Genomic DNA, 17,025 nt, shown 5'->3' with positions numbered 1-17,025 from the left:
CGACCGACGAAGGACACCTCATGTCAGAACCCCTGCTCACCGTGCGCGACTTCTCCGTCGTGTACGACGTCGACCCACCCGTCGAGGCGGTGAAGAACGTGACGCTCGAACTGCAGCGAGGAGAGATCCTCGGTCTCGCGGGAGAGAGCGGATGCGGCAAGACCACCCTCGCGTACGGCGTGCAGCGCCTGCTGCGAGCGCCGGCCGTGATCGCGGGCGGCAGCGTGACGTTCCACGATGCATCCGGCGTCGATGTCGACATCAACGCGCTCGACGTCGATGCCATGCAGAAGTTCCGCTGGGACAAGGTGTCGATGGTGTTCCAGGGCGCGATGAACGCACTCAATCCGGTGGCGACGATCGGCTCGCAGCTCGAGGACGTGTTCGAGATCCACCGCCCCGGCATGAATCGCAAGCAGCGCCGGGCCGAGGCCGAGGAGCTGCTCGAGATCGTCAAGGTCGGCCGTCAGCGCACGCGCTCGTTCCCGCACGAGCTGTCCGGCGGCATGCGTCAGCGCGTCATGATCGCGATGGCCCTGGCGCTGCGCCCGCAGCTGATGGTGATGGACGAGCCGACCACGGCGCTCGACGTACTGGTGCAGCGCGAGATCCTCAAGCAGATCTCGCAGCTGCGACACGAGTTCGGCTTCTCGGTCATCTTCATCACGCACGATCTGCCGCTGCTGCTCGAGATCAGCGACCGCATCGCGATCATGCGCGAGGGCGAGATCGTCGAGCTCGCCTCCGCCGAGCAGATCTGGACGAACCCGCAGAACGACTACACGAAGACCCTGCTGTCGTCGTTCCCCCGTCTCACCGGTGCGAGAGGAGTGCTGACCCGATGACCACTCTGGAGTTCGCCGATGTCACCAAGGTCTACAACGTCAGAGGAGCCGGTCAGCTCAAGGCTCTCGACAACGTCAGCTTCACGCTGAACTCCGGCCAGACCATCGGTCTCGTCGGGCAGTCGGGCAGCGGCAAATCGACCATCGCGAAGATCCTCACCCAGCTCGAGACGCCGACATCGGGCGAGGTGCGGCTCGACGGGGCGCCCATTCCCCGGCGCGGCAAGGGCCTGCGGAAGTACCGCCAGCAGCTGCGCATGGTCTTCCAGGATCCGTTCGCCTCGCTCAACCCGTACCACTCGATCAGATACCACCTCGAGCGGCCGATCCGGCTCGACGACGTGGTGCCCAAGAACGAGACCGAGGCCGAGGTGCGCCGGCTGCTCGAGCGAGTGCGCCTCGACGCGGATGCCGTGATCGACCGCCGCCCGCACGAGCTGTCGGGCGGTCAGCGTCAGCGCGTGGCCATCGCCCGCGCGCTCGCGTCCCGGCCGTCCCTGCTCGTCGCCGACGAGCCCGTGTCGATGCTCGACGTGTCGATCCGCCTCGGGGTGCTGAACCTGCTCGCCGATCTGCAGCGGGAAGAGGGCCTCGGAGTGCTCTACATCACCCACGACCTCGCGACCGCGCGGCACTTCAGCGACAAGATCATGGTGCTCAACCAGGGTCGCGTCGTCGAGTACGGCGATGCCGACGACGTCATCCTCAACCCGCAGGACCCTTACACGCGCGAGCTGCGGGCGGCGTCTCCCGACCCCGACAAGCACTTCGCGACGACCGGCTCGCACGGAGGTGCACTGTGACCACCGCATCCCCCCAGCTCCCGCTCGCCGAGGACGACGACCGTGATGCACTCGAGGTCGGCACCACCGCGACCACCGCGCAGAAGGGGAGGAAGCTCGTGCCCTGGCGGTTCTTCGCCGGACGCGCCGGGTTCTACCTGTTCACCCTGTGGGCGGCCATCACGATCAACTTCTTCCTGCCCCGGTTCATGAAGGGCGACGCGGTCAGCTCGTACCTCGCGCGCAATCGCAACGTCAGCCCCGAGGCGGCGGACTCGCTGCGCGTCCTGCTCGGCATCGACACCGACAAGTCGATGTGGCAGCAGTATCTCGACTACTGGGCGATGCTGTTCCGCGGCGATCTCGGCATCTCCACGCTGCACGGTCTGCGACCCGTGACCGAGGTGCTGGCATCCGCCCTCCCGTGGACGCTCGGCCTGGTCGGGATCGCGACGATCATCTCGTTCGCGCTCGGCACGGTGGGCGGCGCGATCGTCGGCTGGAAGCGCGGCAGCAAGCTCGACGCGCTCATCCCGATCACGACGTTCTTCAACACCATCCCGTACTTCTGGCTGGGACTCATCGCGATCGCGATCTTCTCGTCGACGCTCAAGTGGTTCCCGTCGTCGCACGCCTACGACAAGGGCCAGTCACCCGAGTGGAGCCTCGACTTCATCGGCCAGGTGATCATGCACGGCACCCTGCCGGCGGTCACGATCATCATCGCGTCGCTCGGCGGATGGATGCTGGGCATGCGCAACATGATGCTCACGGTGCTCGACGAGGACTACATCACGGTCGCGCAGGCGAAGGGCATGCCGAACAAGCGCGTTCTGTGGGCGTACGCCGCCCGCAATGCCGTGCTGCCGCAGATCCAGAGCTTCGCGCTGTCGATCGGGTTCATCGTGGGCGGCACGATCGTCATGGAGATGGTCTTCAGCTACCCGGGCGTCGGCAAGCTGCTGCTCGACGCCACCAATGCGAAGGACTTCGCCCTCATGCAGGGTGTGTTCCTGGTGATCACACTGTCGGTGCTGGTCGCCAACATCCTCGCCGACATCGTCTACGCATACCTCGACCCGCGCACGCGCCAGACGGAGGCCTGACATGAGCGTTCCCACCTCGACCGACACCGCGGCCCCGGACGGCAGCACGATCCCCACCGGAATGCCCGAGACCGCGACGTTCCGCACTGCAAGCGGTGCGACGCCCCCGCGCAAGACCTTCTGGTCGCAGCTCGCGCAGTCCTTCGCGATGTTCCGCAACCCCAAGTCGATCACGGGCCTGATCATCCTCGGGGTGTTCGTGCTGATCGCGATCTTCGCTCCATTGCTCGCACCCTACGGCCCCACGCAGAAGGACCGCACGGCACTGCGTCAGCCGCCGTCGCTCGATCACTGGCTCGGCACCACCCACATGGGCGAGGACGTGCTCAGCCAGCTCATCTTCGGCACGCGCGGCGTGGTCGTGGTCGGCTTCCTCTCGGCCATCATCGCCACGATCATCGCCATCACGATCGGCGTCATCGCCGGATACGTGCGCGGTTGGAAGAGCGAGTCGCTCTCGGCGCTCACCAACGTGTTCCTGGTGATCCCCGGAATCCCGCTGATCATCATCGTCGCCTCGCAGTTCGAGAACCCGCCGCTCATCGTGATCGCCGCGGTGCTCGGGCTCACGGGGTGGGCGTGGGGTGCGCGCGTCCTGCGCGCGCAGACCATGTCGCTGCGCAACCGCGACTTCATCCAGGCCGCCCGCGCCAACGGCGAACCGCTGCACCGCATCATCACGGTCGAGATGCTGCCGAACCTCATGGCGCTGATCGCGTCGAGCTTCGTCGGCACGGTCACAGCGGCCATCCTCGGCCTCACGACCCTCGCCTTCATCGGGGTGATCCCGGTGAGCAACCTCAACTGGGGAACGATCCTGTTCTGGGCGCAGCAGAACGGCGCCTTCCCTCGGCTGTGGTGGTGGTACGTGCCGGCGGGCCTCTGCATCGCGATCATCGGCGTGGCCCTGTCGCTCATCAACTTCGGCATCGACGAGTACGTCAACCCGAGGCTGCGGTCGGCGGGTGAGCGCGCCCGCGCGATGAAGAAGAAGGGCCTCAATGTGAACGACCCGGTGACGGCGGTGCGCAGCGTTCCGATGACCGACTCGGGTACCGTGCAGAACGCCGCGGATGCCAAGACGACCCAGACACACGACACGAAGACACAGAACACGAAGTGATGACCTCTCAGACCCTGACCGAATCCCTGCCGTACCTCGACCCCGAACTGCCGATCGCCGCGCGCGTCGCCGACTTGCTCGACCGCATGACGGTCGAGGAGAAGGTCGGGCAGATGCTGCAGCTCGACGCCCGCGACGACCTCGACGACCACGTCCTCGGTAAGCACGTCGGCTCGATCCTGCACACCTCGCCCGAGCGCATCCTGCGGGCGAACGAGCTGACCTCGCAGACGCGGTTGCGCATCCCGCTGCTCGTCGCCGAGGACTGCATCCACGGTCACTCGTTCTGGCCCGGCGCGACCATCTACCCGACCCAGCTCGGCATGGCTGCGACGTGGGATGCCGAGCTGGTCGAGAAGGTCGCCAGGGCGACCGCGGTCGAGGTCGCTGCGACCGGCATCCACTGGACGTTCTCGCCCGTGCTGTGCATCGCGCGCGACCTGCGCTGGGGCCGCATCGACGAGACGTTCGGCGAAGACCCTTTCCTCATCGGCGAACTCGCCTCGGCCATGGTGCGCGGCTATCAGGGCGACGGCCTCGACGACCCGACCGCCATTCTCGCGACGGCGAAGCACTTCGCCGGTTACTCCGAGACGCAGGGCGGACGCGATGCGAGCGAGGCCGACATCTCTCGACGCAAGCTGCGTTCGTGGTTCCTGCCGCCGTTCGAGCGGGTGGCCCGCGAGGGATGCCGCACGTTCATGCTCGGCTACCAGACCACCGACGGCGTGCCGATCACGGTCAACGACTGGCTGCTCAGCGACGTGCTGCGCGGTGAATGGGGCTATACCGGCACCCTCATCACCGACTGGGACAACGTCGGCCGCATGGTGTGGGAGCAGCACGTGCAGCCCGACTACGCGCACGCCTCGGCCGCTGCCGTCAGCGCCGGCAACGACATGGTCATGAACACCCCGGGCTTCTTCGAGGGGGCGCTCGAGGCGGTGTCGAACGGGCTGCTCGCGGAGGACGCCTTCGACGACGCCGTCGCCCGCATCCTCACCCTGAAGTTCGAGCTCGGACTGTTCGAAGACCCGCGGCTGCCGCAGGACGACCTGGATGCTGTGGTCGGCAGCGCCGCGCACACCGAGCTCAACCTCGAGACCGCGCGTCGCTCGATCGTGCTGCTCGAGAACGACGGGACTCTGCCGCTCGACGCCGCAGCACCCCTGAACGTCGCCGTGATCGGACCGCTCGCCGATGACGCGCAGACGCAGCTGGGCGACTGGGCGGGCGGCTCAGGTCAGGCCGGGTGGCTCGACGGGCAGCCGCGCGAGATGATCACGACGGTGCTCGACGGCCTCGCGGGCGTCGACGGATGGGCGGTCACGCATGCACGCGGCGCCGACATCCTCACGCTCGAGGACGACCCTCGGGGCGCGAAGTTCCCCGACGGGCAGCCCCGCCCCGCGGTCGTGGTGCCGGCGCCGGCTGACGACGTGCTCATCTCCGAAGCCGTCGCTGCCGCCGCGGCATCCGATGTCGTCGTCGCCGTCGTCGGCGACCGCATCGAGCTCGTCGGTGAGGGCCGCTCGACAGCGACGCTCGAACTGATCGGCGGACAGAATGCCCTGCTCGACGCGCTGATCGCGACGGGCACGCCCGTGGTGGTCGTGCTGCTCGCCTCGAAGCCGCTCGTGCTGCCCGCATCCGTGTCGCAGGCCGCGGCCGTCGTCTGGGCGGCGAACCCTGGCATGCAGGGCGGCCGCGCGCTCGCCGAGATCATCTCGGGTGCGGTCGAGCCCTCAGGCCGCCTGCCGATCTCGTTCGCGCGCCACGTCGGTCAGCAGCCCACCTACTACAACCAGATCCGCGGGCAGCACGGCGACCGCTATGCCGACCTCACGCAGTCTCCGGCCTGGGCGTTCGGTGAGGGGCTCTCGTACTCGACGGTGTCGTACGGCGACCTGTCGCTCGCATCGACGACGCTGGGTCGCGATGAGACGATCGTCGCCGAGGTGACGGTGACGAACGCCGGAGCGCGGCCGGTGCGCGAGACCGTGCAGGTCTATGTGCGCGACTCCGTCACGAGTGTGAGCTGGGCCGACCGGGAGCTCAAGGCCTACCGCCAGATCGAACTCGCGCCGGGGGAGTCGGCGCGAGTGCGCCTCGAGCTGGCGGTCGCGGAGTGCTCGATCGTGGATGCCGCCGGCAACCGACTCGTGGAGCCCGGCGCGTTCGAACTGCTCGTGGGCCCGAGCTCGCGCGACGAGGTGCTGCTGGCGACGCCGTTCACCGTCGTCTGAGCCCCGGGCGCCGCGCTCCGCCGACACCGAGACCGCACTGCTCGTGTGAGACCCGCGTTCTGCACACGGGTCTCACACGGAGATGTGGGTCTCACGCAGAGAGGTGGGTCTCGCACGGAGAGGTGGGTCTCATGCGGAGATGTGGGTCTCACGCGGAGATGCGGGTCTGCAGCGCCTGCGCGTCAGTCCTCGTCGCGCAGGCGCTGCGGGCCCGCGCCCTGGCTGCTGAGGGCGTCGTCCGGGTTGAGCAGGCCGCACGCCTTCATCGACAGGCAGCCGCAGCCGATGCATCCGGTGAGCTCGCGTTCGAGGCGCTCGATGCCTTCGCGACGCTTCTCGAGTTCCCGCTTCCACCGTCGCGACGCGCGTTGCCAGTCCTCGTGGCTCGGCGTCTGGGTCAGTGGCACGTCGGCGAATGCGTGCTGCACGTCGGCGAGGGGGATGCCGAGGCGCTTCGCCACGGTGATGAGCGAGACCCGTCGCAGCATGTGCCGGGCGTAGCGGCGCTGGTTGCCGGCGGTGCGGGTCGAGGCGATGAGGCCGAGACTCTCGTAGAAGTGCAGGGCCGAGGGGGCGACCCCGGTCCGCCTGCTCATCTCGCCGATCGTCAACGGCTCGTCAGGCCCATGCACGCTGCGGTCCGTGTCGCTGGCTGCGCTCATCCCGACCTCCTCGATTTGACCTCAAGTGTACTTGAGGTCATACGGTTGCAACCGTGACCCGAAAGGAGAACGCCACCCCATGACCTATGTGATCGCCCTTCCCTGCGTCGATGTCAAGGACCGTGCGTGCATCGACGAGTGCCCTGTTGACTGCATCTATGAGGGCGAGCGCTCGCTGTACATCCACCCGGACGAATGCGTCGACTGCGGTGCATGCGAACCCGTCTGCCCCGTCGAGGCGATCTACTACGAAGACGACTTGCCGGAAGAATGGCAGGACTACTACAAGGCCAACGTCGAGTTCTTCGACGAGATGGGATCCCCTGGTGGCGCTGCGAAGCTCGGCATCATCGAGCGCGACCACCCGATCATCTCCGCACTTCCGCCCCAGGAGGCACCCGAATGAGCAGTCAGCAGCATCCCGCAGCACCGGTCCCCTCGGAGGTCGGTGAAGGACTCAAGGCCGCTTTTCGCGCGCATCCGGCGGGAGTCGCGATCATCACGGCGATGACGCCCGCCGGCCCGGTCGGGCTCACGGCATCCAGCGTCGCGTCCGTCGCGGTCGACCCCGCCGCGATCGTGTTCTCGGTCACGCGGGCGACAGGCAGCGCAGGGTCGATCCTCTCGGCCGACACCTTCGTCGTGCACCTGATCGACGACGAGCACTCCGCGCTGGCGCAGAGCTTCGCCGTGAGCGGTGCTGACCGCTTCACCCCCGAGCAGGGGTGGAGCTCGCTGCCCACGGGCGAGCCGTATCTGCGCGAAGCCCGCGTGGCGATGCGCTGCCACCCGATGACGACCGTCGCCGTCGGCTCCTCGACCGTCGTGATCGCCGAGGTCGACGAGGTGCTTCTCGGCCAGCCCGGCCGCCCGCTCGTGTATCTCGATCGCCGATTCCACTCGCTGCCGAACGACCAGCACTGACACCCCATCGAAAGGAACAGCATGACCTCTGCATACACCCTTCCCGAGCTGCCGTACGACTACTCGGCTCTCGCCCCGCACATCTCGGGCAAGATCATGGAGCTGCACCACTCGAAGCACCACCAGGCCTACGTGACCGGCGCCAACACCGCCCTCGAGCAGCTGGCTGCGGCCCGCGACTCGGGTGACTTCGCCGCGGTGAACAAGCTCGAGAAGGACCTCGCGTTCAACCTCGGCGGACACATCAACCACTCGGTGTTCTGGGAGAACCTGTCGCCCGACGGTGGCGGCAACCCCGAGGGCGAGCTCGAGGCGGCACTGACCGACGCGTTCGGCTCGATCGACGCCTTCCGCGCGCACTTCACGGCGACCGCTCTCGGCGTGCAGGGCTCGGGTTGGGCAGTGCTCGCGTGGGACAGCGTCGGCGCTCGTCCTGTCATCTTCCAGCTGTTCGACCAGCAGGGCAACGCGCCGCTCGGCGTCACCCCGCTGCTGCAGCTCGACGTCTGGGAGCACGCCTACTACCTCGACTACCTCAACGTGCGCGCCGACTACGTCAAGGCGTTCTGGGAGCTCGTCAACTGGTCCGACGTGCAGCGTCGGTTCCAGGCCGTGCAGCAGAAGACGCAGGGTCTCATCGTCGCCCGCTGAGTCGCGTGCGCCCTCTGCGCGACCCGTCTTCGCGGGTTCCCTCGGGAGGAGATCACCACTCGGGAGGAGGATGTCACGGCATCCGTCCTCCCGAGGCGCAGTTCTCCTCCCGAGGCGCTGTCCTCCCGAGGCGCAGTTCTCCGCCAGAGAGGTCGAGATCAGGCGAGCAGCTCGCCCGCGAGCGCCTCGATGCGGCGACGGATGTCATCGCGGATCGGACGCACGGAGTCGATGCCCTGGCCGGCCGGGTCGTCGAGCTTCCAGTCCTCATACCGCTTGCCGGGGAAGAACGGGCAGGCGTCGCCGCATCCCATCGTGATGACGACATCGGATGCCTGCACGGCCTCGGTCGTGAGCACCTTGGGCTGCTCGGCGGTGATGTCGATGCCCAGCTCGCCCATCGCCTCGACCGCGATCGGGTTGATCTGGTCGGCGGGCATGGAGCCGGCGGAGCGCACCTCGATGCAGTCGCCGGCGAACTCGCGGAGGAAGCCCGCGGCCATCTGCGATCGTCCGGCGTTGTGCACGCACACGAAGAGGACGGAGGGCTTGGTGGTGGTCGTCATGATGTCTCCAGGGTAAGTGAGCGCGCGGTGTCGGGCGACGTCGACGGAATCCTGCCGATCTGGATCACGGTCGGTGCGGCGCAGCAGCTTCCGGCGTCCGCCTCGCCGAAGTCGCCGGATCCTCCGCAGACGCCGGTGTCGGGGAGGGCGAGTTCTCTGCGTGCCGCGGCCTCGTGGTCGCCGGCCAGGTGTGCGGCGACGCTGCGTGCCTGCTCGTACCCCGTCAGCGCGAGGAACGTCGGCGCGCGGCCGTACGACTTCGCGCCGATGATGAAGAGCCCGAGCTCCGGCTGTGCGAGCTCGCGTGCGCCGGTCGCCGACACCGAGCCGCACGAGTGGATGTTGGGGTCGATCTCTGCGGCGATGCCGGCGACGGCCTCGAGGGATGCGTCGAGGTCGATGCGCAGCTCCCGCAGGATGCCGGTGTCCGGACGGAACCCGGTGAGTGCGAACACCCGTCCGACGGCCGGCACCTCGCGTCCGTCTTCGGCGACGATCGTCATGCCGTCGCCGCCGGCGCGGAACTCCGCGACGCGGAATCCCGTGACCAGCTCGACCACCCCCGCGTCGATGACCTTGCGTGCGCGAGAGCCCAGTGCGGCGCGCTCCGGGAGCTCGTCGCCGTCGCCGCCCCCGAAGACGTTCGCGGCGCTGCCGCGGCGCAGCAGCCAGGTCACGCGGGTTCCCGGCGCCCGGCGAGCCAGCTCGCTCAGGCGCAGCACCGCGTGGGTGGCCGAATGGCCGGCGCCCACGACGACGACGTGCTCGCCCGCGAGCGCTGACACGTCGTCCGGGATGCGGTATGAGATGAGGTCGGATGCCGCCCGTTCGCCGACTGCGGGAAAGCCGTCGGCGCCTGCCGGATTCGGCATGCCCCACGTACCGCTCGCATCGACGACGGCACGGGCGAGGATGCGGGACTCGATTCCGTCGGCGTCGACGGTGTGCACGGCGAATGGCTGACTCCTGCGTCCTGCGTCGACGACCTTGTCGCGCCCCTGGCGGGCGACTCCCGTGACGGTCGTCTCGTAGCGCATCCGCTCGCCCAGGGCACCCGCGAGCGGTGCCAGGTAGTCGCTCACCCACTCCGCCCCGGTCGGGTATCCCGATGCGGGTGCGCTCCAGCCCGAGGGTTCGAGCAAGCGGCGCGCGGCAGCATCCGTCAGCTCGGGCCATGCCGAGAACAGGCGCACGTGGCCCCACTCGGAGACGGCGCTCGCAGGCTCTCGTCCCCGTTCGACGACCACGACGTCTTCTCCGCGTTCGACCAGTTGCGCCGCTGCGGCGAGGCCCTGTGGCCCCGCACCGATCACGACGACGGGCAGTTCAGACATCGCATCTCCTCAGATCGACAATCTTCGATATGAAGACTGTCGTTCATCTATCGATGAATGTCAATACGTGGCAGACTGAAGCGGTGAGCCTGCCGACCCCCATTGAAGCGAGCGCGTGCTGCGTGCCGCGCGTCACATCGTCGTTGACCGTCGATGACGCCGAGCGGGTCGCCCGCGTGTTCAAGGCCCTCGGCGATCCCACGCGTGTGCGCCTGCTGTCGCTCATCGCCGCCGGCGAGGGCGGGGAGGCGTGCATCTGCGATCTGACCGAGCCGGTCGGCCTCTCGCAGGGCACGGTGTCGCATCACATGAAGCTGCTCGCCGACGCTGGTCTCGTGACGCGGGAGCAGCGCGGCAAGTGGGCGTACTTCGCTCTCGATCGCGACGCCATGGATGCCGCGGCTGCAGCGCTCCGGCTGAGCTAGGCCAACGAGAGGAAGAGCTTCTCGAGCTCCGACATCGAGACCTCGCCCTGCGTGCCGTCGGTCGACTCACCGGGTTCGGCCAGGCAGTCCTTCATGGCCGTCGCGATGATCTGGAAGCCGGCCCGATCGAGGGCTGAGCTCACGGCGGAGAGCTGAGTGACGACCGTTCGGCAGTCGTCCTCGCGTTCGACCGCGCTGATCACTGCGGCGAGCTGCCCCTGGGCGCGCTTGAGTCGGTTGAGGATCTTCCGCTGCACATCGGGATCTGTGGTCGTCATGGGGCGCCTTCCGCTCGACTGGACAGTCTCCACTATACCCCCTAGGGTATTAATCGAGATACCCACCGGGGTATCCGGAGGAGAGGGATCATGTGCCGTTCGGTGACCTGCAGAACCTGCGGAAAGACGACCTGGGCCGGGTGCGGTCAGCACGTGGACTCCGTGCGGCGCACGGTTCCCGCCTCGCAGTGGTGCTCGGGCCACGAGAAGACAGAGAGCAAGAGCGGCTTCTTCTCGAGTCTGTTCCGGCGATGATCGTGACTGAGGCGCTGAAGGTCGTCATCGTGGGCGGGGTCGCCGGAGGGATGTCGGCCGCCACGCGACTGCGTCGGCTCGACGAGCACGCGCACATCGTCGTGTTCGAGCGCGGACCCGAGGTCTCGTACGCCAACTGCGGGCTGCCGTACTTCGTCGGCGGAGTGATCGCGGATCGTGAATCGCTGCTGCTGCAGACACCCGAGTCGCTGCACCGTCGGTTCCGGCTCGATGTGCGGGTGCGACACGAGGTCGTGCGCATAGACACGGCCGGGCGCGAGATCGAGGTCATCGATCTGCAGACCGGTGAGAGGACGACCGAGACGTACGACCGGCTGATCCTCGCTGCCGGGGCCCGCCCACGCCGTGACGAGCCGACAGGCGGCGTCCTCGTTCGCAGCCTCCGCACCGTCGAGGACGCGGTCGTGATCGACGCCGCACTCTCGCGGCCCGGGGTGCCGGTCGTCGTCGTCGGCGGCGGATACACGGGCCTGGAGGCGGTCGAGAACCTCGTCGCGCGCGAGGCAGCGGTCACTCTGGTGCAGCGCGGGCGTCAGCTGCTGTCACCGCTCGATGCCGAGATGGCCGAGCCCGTGCTCGACGCGGTGCGTGCGCGTGGCGTCGACGTGCGGCTCGGAGTCGAGGTGGCCGCCGTGGGCGACGGCCTCGTCGAGCTCGACGACGGCACGAGCGTGGCCGCTGAGCTCATCGTCGACGCGTCGGGCGTGGTCCCCGAGGCACGTCTCGCCGCGGATGCCGGCATCGCGCTCGGCGAGACCGGAGGCATCCGTGTCGATGCGTCCTGTCGCACGAGTGACCCGTATGTCTTCGCCGTCGGCGACGGGGCGGAGAAGGCGGAGCTGATCGGAGCCGACCCGGCCCTCATCACGATGGCCGGTCTGGCCAACAGGCACGGGCGCATGGTCGCCGACATCATCGCCGGTCGCAGTGAGTCGGCGCGCGGCGCTCTCGGCACGGGCATCGTGGAGGTGTTCGGGCTGGTCGTCGCGAAGACCGGATGGAGCGAGAAGCAGCTGCGTGCCGCAGGACGAGACGTCCGTGTGGTGCATGTGCACCCCGGCTCGCACGCCGGCTACTACCCGGGCGCCGAGACGCTGTCGATCAAACTGCTCGCCGATCCGGCATCCGACCGCATCCTCGGCGCGCAGATCACCGGTCGCGACGGCGTCGACAAGCGCATCGACGTGATCGCCACGGCCATGCACGCGGGTCTCCCCGCCGCTGAACTCGCCCACCTCGAACTGGCGTACGCGCCGCAGTTCGGGTCGGCCAAGGACGCCGTCAACATCGTCGGGTACGTGGCCGAGAACAGCAGGAACGGCACGACCCCGTCGTTGCAGTGGCACGAACTCGCCGAGGCTGTGCGGCAGGGGGCTGCGCTCGTCGATGTGCGGTCGTCCGCGGAGTTCGCGGCCGGGGGCATCCCGGGAGCGATCAACATCCCGCTCGACGAGCTGAGGGACCGCCTGCACGAGTTGCCGCCGGGTCCGCTCGTCGTGCATTGCCAGGTCGGTCAGCGCGGGCATGTCGCGACGAGACTGCTCCTGCAGCACGGATTCGAGGTGCGCAATCTGGACGGCGGATACCGCACCTGGCAAGACGGTGCGAAGGCGGAATCCCGCTGGGTGTGAGCACCGCCTGCGGGTAGGCTCGAACAGTGCCCGCAACACTCATCGCTGCTTCGACGCGCGCTCCGCATGAGCTGCGTTCGGCGACCCCGATGCGCACGTCGATGCGGGTCGTGATGCACCCGGGCACGAACGGGTGGACCAGCGTCTGGGGCACACTCTCGCACGGTGAGATCGCGGGCTGCCCGCCGCCACGCGACTAGATCACGCCTCGATGGGGTGTGGTCTTCCGCGCCGTTCACCCCTTCTCTCGCGTGAGGTCTCTTCGTGTCCGCTTCTTCCACCCGTCCCCGTCTCCGCCTGGCTCCGCATGAGCTGTGGCGCGGCATCCGAAACAACGCCCGCAGCGACGTCCTCGGCGGTTCGCTCCTGCTCGCCGCCACCGTCGCTGCGCTGATCCTCGCCAACACGTCCGCGGTGTCGTGGTACGAGTCCGTGCGCGACTTCACCTTCGGCATCCCCGAACTGCACCTCGACCTCAGCGTCGGCGCCTGGGCGGCCGACGGCCTGCTGGCGATCTTCTTCTTCGTCGTCGGTCTCGAGCTGAAGGAGGAGTTCGTCACCGGCCGCCTGCGCGACCCGCGTCAGGCAGCGCTGCCGATCGCCGCGGCCGTCGGCGGGGTGACCGTCCCGGCCGTCATCTTCGCCGTGATCAACGCCGGCGACGGCGACGCCCTGCGCGGCTGGGCCATCCCGACCGCGACGGACATCGCCTTCGCCGTCGCCGTGATCGCCGTGGTCGGCAAGTTCCTGCCGCCCGCTCTGCGCGTGTTCCTGCTGACGCTCGCGATCATCGACGATCTGATCGCGATCACCATCATCGCCACGTTCTACACCGACACGATCAGCTTCCCGTGGCTCACGCTCGCGCTGCTTCCGCTCGCCGGATTCGCCTTCCTCGTGCAGAAGGGCGTCCGTGCGTGGTGGATCCTGCTGCCCCTCGCCGTGGCGGTCTGGGTCTGCATCCACGCTGCCGGCATCCACGCGACCGTCGCCGGCGTGCTGCTGGGCTTCGTCGTGCCCGTGGTGCCCACCGAGCGCGCACGCGTGCACCGAGGCGAGGATGCCGACGGCGAGCCGGTGTACGACGGCCTGGCCCCTCACTTCGCCGATCGGTGGGGCGTCGTGGCGACGCTGTTCGCGGTGCCGGTCTTCGCGTTCTTCGCGGCCGGAGTCACCATCGGCGGCGTCGAGGGACTGCGATCGGCACTCACCGATCCGATCGCGATCGGGATCATCGTCGGACTCGTCCTCGGCAAGCCGATCGGGATCCTCGCGACCACCTTCCTGCTCAGTCGCGTTCCGGCGCTGCGTCTCGACGAGACGCTGCGCTGGCCCGACCTGGCGGGCATGTCCTTCCTCGCAGGAATCGGGTTCACCGTCTCGCTGCTCGTCGGCGAGCTCGCCTACGGGTCGAGCTCGGTCGCCGACGAGCACGTCAAGATCGGCGTCCTGCTCGGGTCGCTCATCGCGGCGGTCATCGGCGGCGGCATCCTCGCGCAGCGGAATGCCGTGGCACGACGGACGCGACTCGAAGTCTGATCAGACAGGGGCTCGCGACAGATGAGTCGCGAGCCCCTGCGAGATCGGTGTCCGGCATTGCCTGCCGGCCTCTGAATCCGTTCAGCCGCGGCGCGAGCGCTGCTCGCCCTGCACCGGGATCGGGCCGGTGACGCTCAGCTCGTCCTCCCAGCACTGGATGCCGGTGACCTCGGGCATGCGCGCCCTGGTGAAGACGGGGTCGAGTCCCGCGCGGCGCTGATCGGAGTAGTCGCGCAGCAGCTTGAACGCGATGCCCGACAGCAGTGCGATGGCGACGAGGTTGACGACCGCCATCAGCCCCATGATGCCGTCGGCCGTGTTCCAGATGATGTCCGCCGAGGCGATCGAGCCGAGGAAGATGATGACGACGACGAGCACGCGGTAGGCGGTGAGGACCGAGGGCTTGCTGCTGATGAACTCGATGTTCGACTCGCCGTAGTAGTAGTTGCCGAGGATCGAACTGAACGCCAGCAGGAAGATGATGATGCTCAGGAGCACGTTCGACCACTCGCCGAGGTTGCCGACGATCGCGTTCTGAGTGAGGCCGATTCCCCGGGTCGCGTTCGCGAGGTCCGGCGTGGAGACGAGGATGATGAACGCGGTGATCGAGCACACGAGGAACGTGTCGAAGTAGACGCCGAGCGTCTGCACGAGTCCCTGCTTCACCGGGTGCGTCACGGCCGCGCTGGCCCCTGCGTTCGGGGCGGAACCGAGCCCGGCCTCATTCGAGAACATGCCGCGCTTGACACCCGTCATGATGATGGTTCCGAGCGCGGCGCCGACCACCTCGTTGAATCCGAACGCCTGGGTGTAGATCGAGGCGAAGACCTCGGGGAGACGCTCGAAGTTCATGCCGACGATCACGAGGCCGAGCAGCAGGTAGCCCAGTGCCATCGCCGGCACGACGGCCTGCGTGACGCTGGCGATGCGGCGGATGCCGCCGAAGACGACGAGGGCGGTCAGCACCGCGAGCACGGCGCCGATGACCCACGGGATCCATCCGATCTCGCCGCCGAAGCTCGACGAGATCGTCGCGCTGATCGTGTTCGCCTGCAGGGAGCTGAACGCGAACGGGAAGCAGATGATCAGGATCACCGCGAACAGGATGCCCATCCACCGGGCCTTGAGGCCGTGCTGCATGTAGTACGCGGGACCGCCGCGGAAGCCGTCCTTGTCGCGCACCTTGAATGCCTGGCCGAGCGTGGACTCGATGAAGCTCGAGGCCCCGCCGATGAACGCCATGGTCCACATCCAGAAGATCGCGCCCGGGCCGCCGATGGCGATCGCGGTGCCGACGCCTGCGATGTTGCCGACGCCGACGCGAGACGCCGCCGAGATGGTGAACGCCTGGAACGCCGAGACGGACTGCGGCTCGCCGTTCTCCTTGCGCGGGGTGCGATCGGTGAGAGTGCGAAACATCTCGGGGATCATCCGGAACTGCACGACACCCGACCGCGCCGTGAAGTAGAGGCCGAGGACCACGAGGATCGGCAGCACCACCCACGTCCAGAGTCCGTCGCCGGCGGAGAGCACGAAGTCGTTGAGCGCGTCCATTGGAACAGTATGGCGGGATGCCGGAGGGCGCCGTGGTATTTCGGTTCTAGACGAGTCGCGCGGTCGTTCCGCGGACGTTCAGCTCGTAGGGGAGCTCTGCGGGTATTCCGGTCGCCTCTCCGTCGGCGAGTCTGGCGAGCACGGCATCCGCCGCGCGCTCACCCTGGCCGAGAGGGAACTGGTCGACGGTGCTGAGTCGGAAGAACTCTCCGAGCTCATGGCCGTCGATGCCGACGATGGAGAGGTCGTCCGGCACGGCGAAGCCGAGGTCGCGGGCGGCGAGGATCGCGCCGATCGCCATCTCATCCGATGCCGCGAAGACGGCGGTGGGCCGGGGCCCCGGGCGCCCGAGCAGCTGCTTGGCCGCGCGGTATCCGCCCTCCACGGTGAAGTCAGCGGGTTCGAGGAACGCGGGATTCAAGGGGATGCCGGCCTTCGCCAGTGCCTTCTCGAACCCCAGGCGACGGTTCGTCGGGATGTGGAAGTCGATGTCGAACTCGGGGTTCGCCCCGATGTGGGCGATGTCGTGGTGCCCCAGGCCGATCAGATGCTCCGTGGCGAGCTGCGCGACGGCGACGTCATCGACGGTGAGCGTGTCGAGCTTGGGGTTCGGGCCGCCGATCGCGATCACCGGCAGGCCGAGGTCGAGCAGTTGCTGCGTCTCGTCGGCGTCGAGCTCGATCGACACCGCGATCACGGCGTCGACCCGCTGCCGCCGCAGGAACGTGTCGAACACGTGGCGGCGCACATCCTTGTCGGCGGTGATGTTGTAGAGAGTGATGTCGTAGCCCTCGCGCATCAGGGCGGACGACACCCCCGACAGCACCGTGCTGAAGAACCAGCGGTCGAGAAACGGCACCACCACGCCGATGTTGCGGGTGCGACCCGACGCCAGGCTCGAGGCGCGGGACGACACCACGTAGCCGAGTGCCGACGCCGCCTCCTGCACGCGCTGGCGGGCCGACTCCGACACGTGGCCACGGCCGCTCAGAGCGCGCGAGACCGTCGCGGTCGAGACGCCGGCGAGCCGGGCGACTTCATCGATGCTCGCCATGGAGTTCCTCTCTGAGCCGTTCCGGTCGC

18 protein-coding genes are annotated in these 17,025 nt (G+C 68.2%); 12 read left to right on the top strand and 6 right to left on the bottom strand.

Annotation, left to right across the window (positions count from 1 at the left end; all coding sequences use genetic code 11):
• Positions 1-20 precede the first annotated feature (20 nt).
• Genes QMA07_RS08270 through QMA07_RS08250 form a run of 5 tightly spaced genes read left to right on the top strand, consistent with a single transcriptional unit; the run spans position 21 to position 6,102 of the window.
• Positions 21-845: an ABC transporter ATP-binding protein gene (locus QMA07_RS08270; RefSeq protein WP_140035920.1), complete on the top strand. Its 825-nt coding sequence runs from the start codon at positions 21-23 to the stop codon at positions 843-845.
• Positions 842-1,648, top strand: a complete 807-nt coding sequence (locus QMA07_RS08265) for an ATP-binding cassette domain-containing protein (RefSeq protein ID WP_290161099.1) — start codon at positions 842-844, stop codon at positions 1,646-1,648. The genes QMA07_RS08270 and QMA07_RS08265 overlap by 4 nt, the downstream gene beginning before the upstream one ends.
• Complete coding sequence (locus QMA07_RS08260) at positions 1,645-2,733, top strand: ABC transporter permease (protein ID WP_290161098.1); 1,089 nt, start codon at positions 1,645-1,647, stop codon at positions 2,731-2,733. The genes QMA07_RS08265 and QMA07_RS08260 overlap by 4 nt, the downstream gene beginning before the upstream one ends.
• A 1-nt stretch (position 2,734) precedes the next feature.
• Positions 2,735-3,856, top strand: coding sequence for an ABC transporter permease (locus QMA07_RS08255; protein ID WP_290161097.1), 1,122 nt, complete (start codon positions 2,735-2,737; stop codon positions 3,854-3,856).
• Positions 3,856-6,102, top strand: a complete 2,247-nt coding sequence (locus tag QMA07_RS08250) for a glycoside hydrolase family 3 N-terminal domain-containing protein (protein ID WP_290161096.1) — start codon at positions 3,856-3,858, stop codon at positions 6,100-6,102. The genes QMA07_RS08255 and QMA07_RS08250 overlap by 1 nt, the downstream gene beginning before the upstream one ends.
• Positions 6,103-6,284: 182 nt before the next feature.
• Here QMA07_RS08250 and soxR read toward each other — a convergent pair whose 3' ends face one another.
• Positions 6,285-6,764 (bottom strand): redox-sensitive transcriptional activator SoxR, encoded by a 480-nt coding sequence (gene soxR / locus QMA07_RS08245; protein WP_290161095.1) that lies wholly within the window; start codon positions 6,762-6,764, stop codon positions 6,285-6,287.
• A 79-nt stretch (positions 6,765-6,843) separates the two neighbouring features.
• Between soxR and fdxA the strand changes: the two genes are divergently transcribed.
• Genes fdxA through QMA07_RS08230 form a run of 3 tightly spaced genes read left to right on the top strand, consistent with a single transcriptional unit; the run spans position 6,844 to position 8,339 of the window.
• Positions 6,844-7,170: a ferredoxin gene (gene fdxA / locus QMA07_RS08240; RefSeq protein ID WP_290161094.1), complete on the top strand. Its 327-nt coding sequence runs from the start codon at positions 6,844-6,846 to the stop codon at positions 7,168-7,170.
• Positions 7,167-7,688 carry a flavin reductase family protein gene (locus QMA07_RS08235; protein WP_056375434.1) on the top strand — a complete coding sequence of 174 codons (522 nt, stop codon included), beginning with the start codon at positions 7,167-7,169 and terminating at the stop codon, positions 7,686-7,688. The genes fdxA and QMA07_RS08235 overlap by 4 nt, the downstream gene beginning before the upstream one ends.
• 21 nt (positions 7,689-7,709) lie before the next feature.
• Positions 7,710-8,339, top strand: a complete 630-nt coding sequence (locus QMA07_RS08230) for a superoxide dismutase (RefSeq protein WP_290161093.1) — start codon at positions 7,710-7,712, stop codon at positions 8,337-8,339.
• Positions 8,340-8,497: 158 nt separating this feature from the next.
• On the opposite strand, the gene QMA07_RS08225 is transcribed toward QMA07_RS08230, so the two are convergent.
• Together QMA07_RS08225 and QMA07_RS08220 are read right to left on the bottom strand one after the other, a co-directional pair.
• On the bottom strand, positions 8,498-8,905 hold the full coding sequence (locus QMA07_RS08225; RefSeq protein ID WP_290161092.1) for an arsenate reductase ArsC: 408 nt from the start codon (positions 8,903-8,905) through the stop codon (positions 8,498-8,500).
• Positions 8,902-10,239, bottom strand: coding sequence for an FAD-dependent oxidoreductase (locus tag QMA07_RS08220; RefSeq protein ID WP_290161091.1), 1,338 nt, complete (start codon positions 10,237-10,239; stop codon positions 8,902-8,904). Before QMA07_RS08220 ends, QMA07_RS08225 begins: the two co-directional genes overlap by 4 nt.
• Positions 10,240-10,322: 83 nt before the next feature.
• Here QMA07_RS08220 and QMA07_RS08215 point away from each other — a divergent pair, with 83 nt between their 5' ends.
• The gene (locus tag QMA07_RS08215) at positions 10,323-10,664 is read left to right on the top strand and encodes a metalloregulator ArsR/SmtB family transcription factor (RefSeq protein WP_290161090.1); all 342 of its coding nucleotides are present in this window, start codon (positions 10,323-10,325) and stop codon (positions 10,662-10,664) included.
• Here the strand turns inward: QMA07_RS08215 and QMA07_RS08210 are convergent.
• Complete coding sequence (locus tag QMA07_RS08210) at positions 10,661-10,942, bottom strand: metal-sensitive transcriptional regulator (protein WP_290161089.1); 282 nt, start codon at positions 10,940-10,942, stop codon at positions 10,661-10,663. The genes QMA07_RS08215 and QMA07_RS08210 overlap by 4 nt on opposite strands.
• 251 nt (positions 10,943-11,193) lie before the next feature.
• On the opposite strand from QMA07_RS08210, the gene QMA07_RS08205 reads away from it, so the two are divergent.
• The 3 genes from QMA07_RS08205 to nhaA all read left to right on the top strand — a co-directional run bounded on the left by QMA07_RS08205 (position 11,194) and on the right by nhaA (position 14,388).
• Positions 11,194-12,849: an FAD-dependent oxidoreductase gene (locus QMA07_RS08205; protein WP_290161088.1), complete on the top strand. Its 1,656-nt coding sequence runs from the start codon at positions 11,194-11,196 to the stop codon at positions 12,847-12,849.
• 26 nt (positions 12,850-12,875) lie between these two features.
• Positions 12,876-13,049 carry a hypothetical protein gene (locus QMA07_RS08200; RefSeq protein ID WP_290161087.1) on the top strand — a complete coding sequence of 58 codons (174 nt, stop codon included), beginning with the start codon at positions 12,876-12,878 and terminating at the stop codon, positions 13,047-13,049.
• A gap of 64 nt (positions 13,050-13,113) precedes the next feature.
• Positions 13,114-14,388 carry a Na+/H+ antiporter NhaA gene (nhaA, locus tag QMA07_RS08195; RefSeq protein WP_290161086.1) on the top strand — a complete coding sequence of 425 codons (1,275 nt, stop codon included), beginning with the start codon at positions 13,114-13,116 and terminating at the stop codon, positions 14,386-14,388.
• 81 nt (positions 14,389-14,469) lie between these two features.
• On the opposite strand, the gene QMA07_RS08190 is transcribed toward nhaA, so the two are convergent.
• Together QMA07_RS08190 and QMA07_RS08185 are read right to left on the bottom strand one after the other, a co-directional pair.
• Positions 14,470-15,942, bottom strand: a complete 1,473-nt coding sequence (locus QMA07_RS08190) for an alanine/glycine:cation symporter family protein (RefSeq protein WP_140035933.1) — start codon at positions 15,940-15,942, stop codon at positions 14,470-14,472.
• A 46-nt stretch (positions 15,943-15,988) separates the two neighbouring features.
• Complete coding sequence (locus QMA07_RS08185; protein ID WP_290161085.1) at positions 15,989-16,996, bottom strand: LacI family DNA-binding transcriptional regulator; 1,008 nt, start codon at positions 16,994-16,996, stop codon at positions 15,989-15,991.
• Positions 16,997-17,025: the final 29 nt, after the last annotated feature.

The organism is Microbacterium sp. APC 3901 (genome assembly GCF_030407765.1).
Lineage (GTDB): Bacteria > Actinomycetota > Actinomycetes > Actinomycetales > Microbacteriaceae > Microbacterium.
The sequence above is the reverse complement of the archived record's forward strand: the minus strand, read 5'-3'. Positions and strand labels throughout refer to the sequence as shown.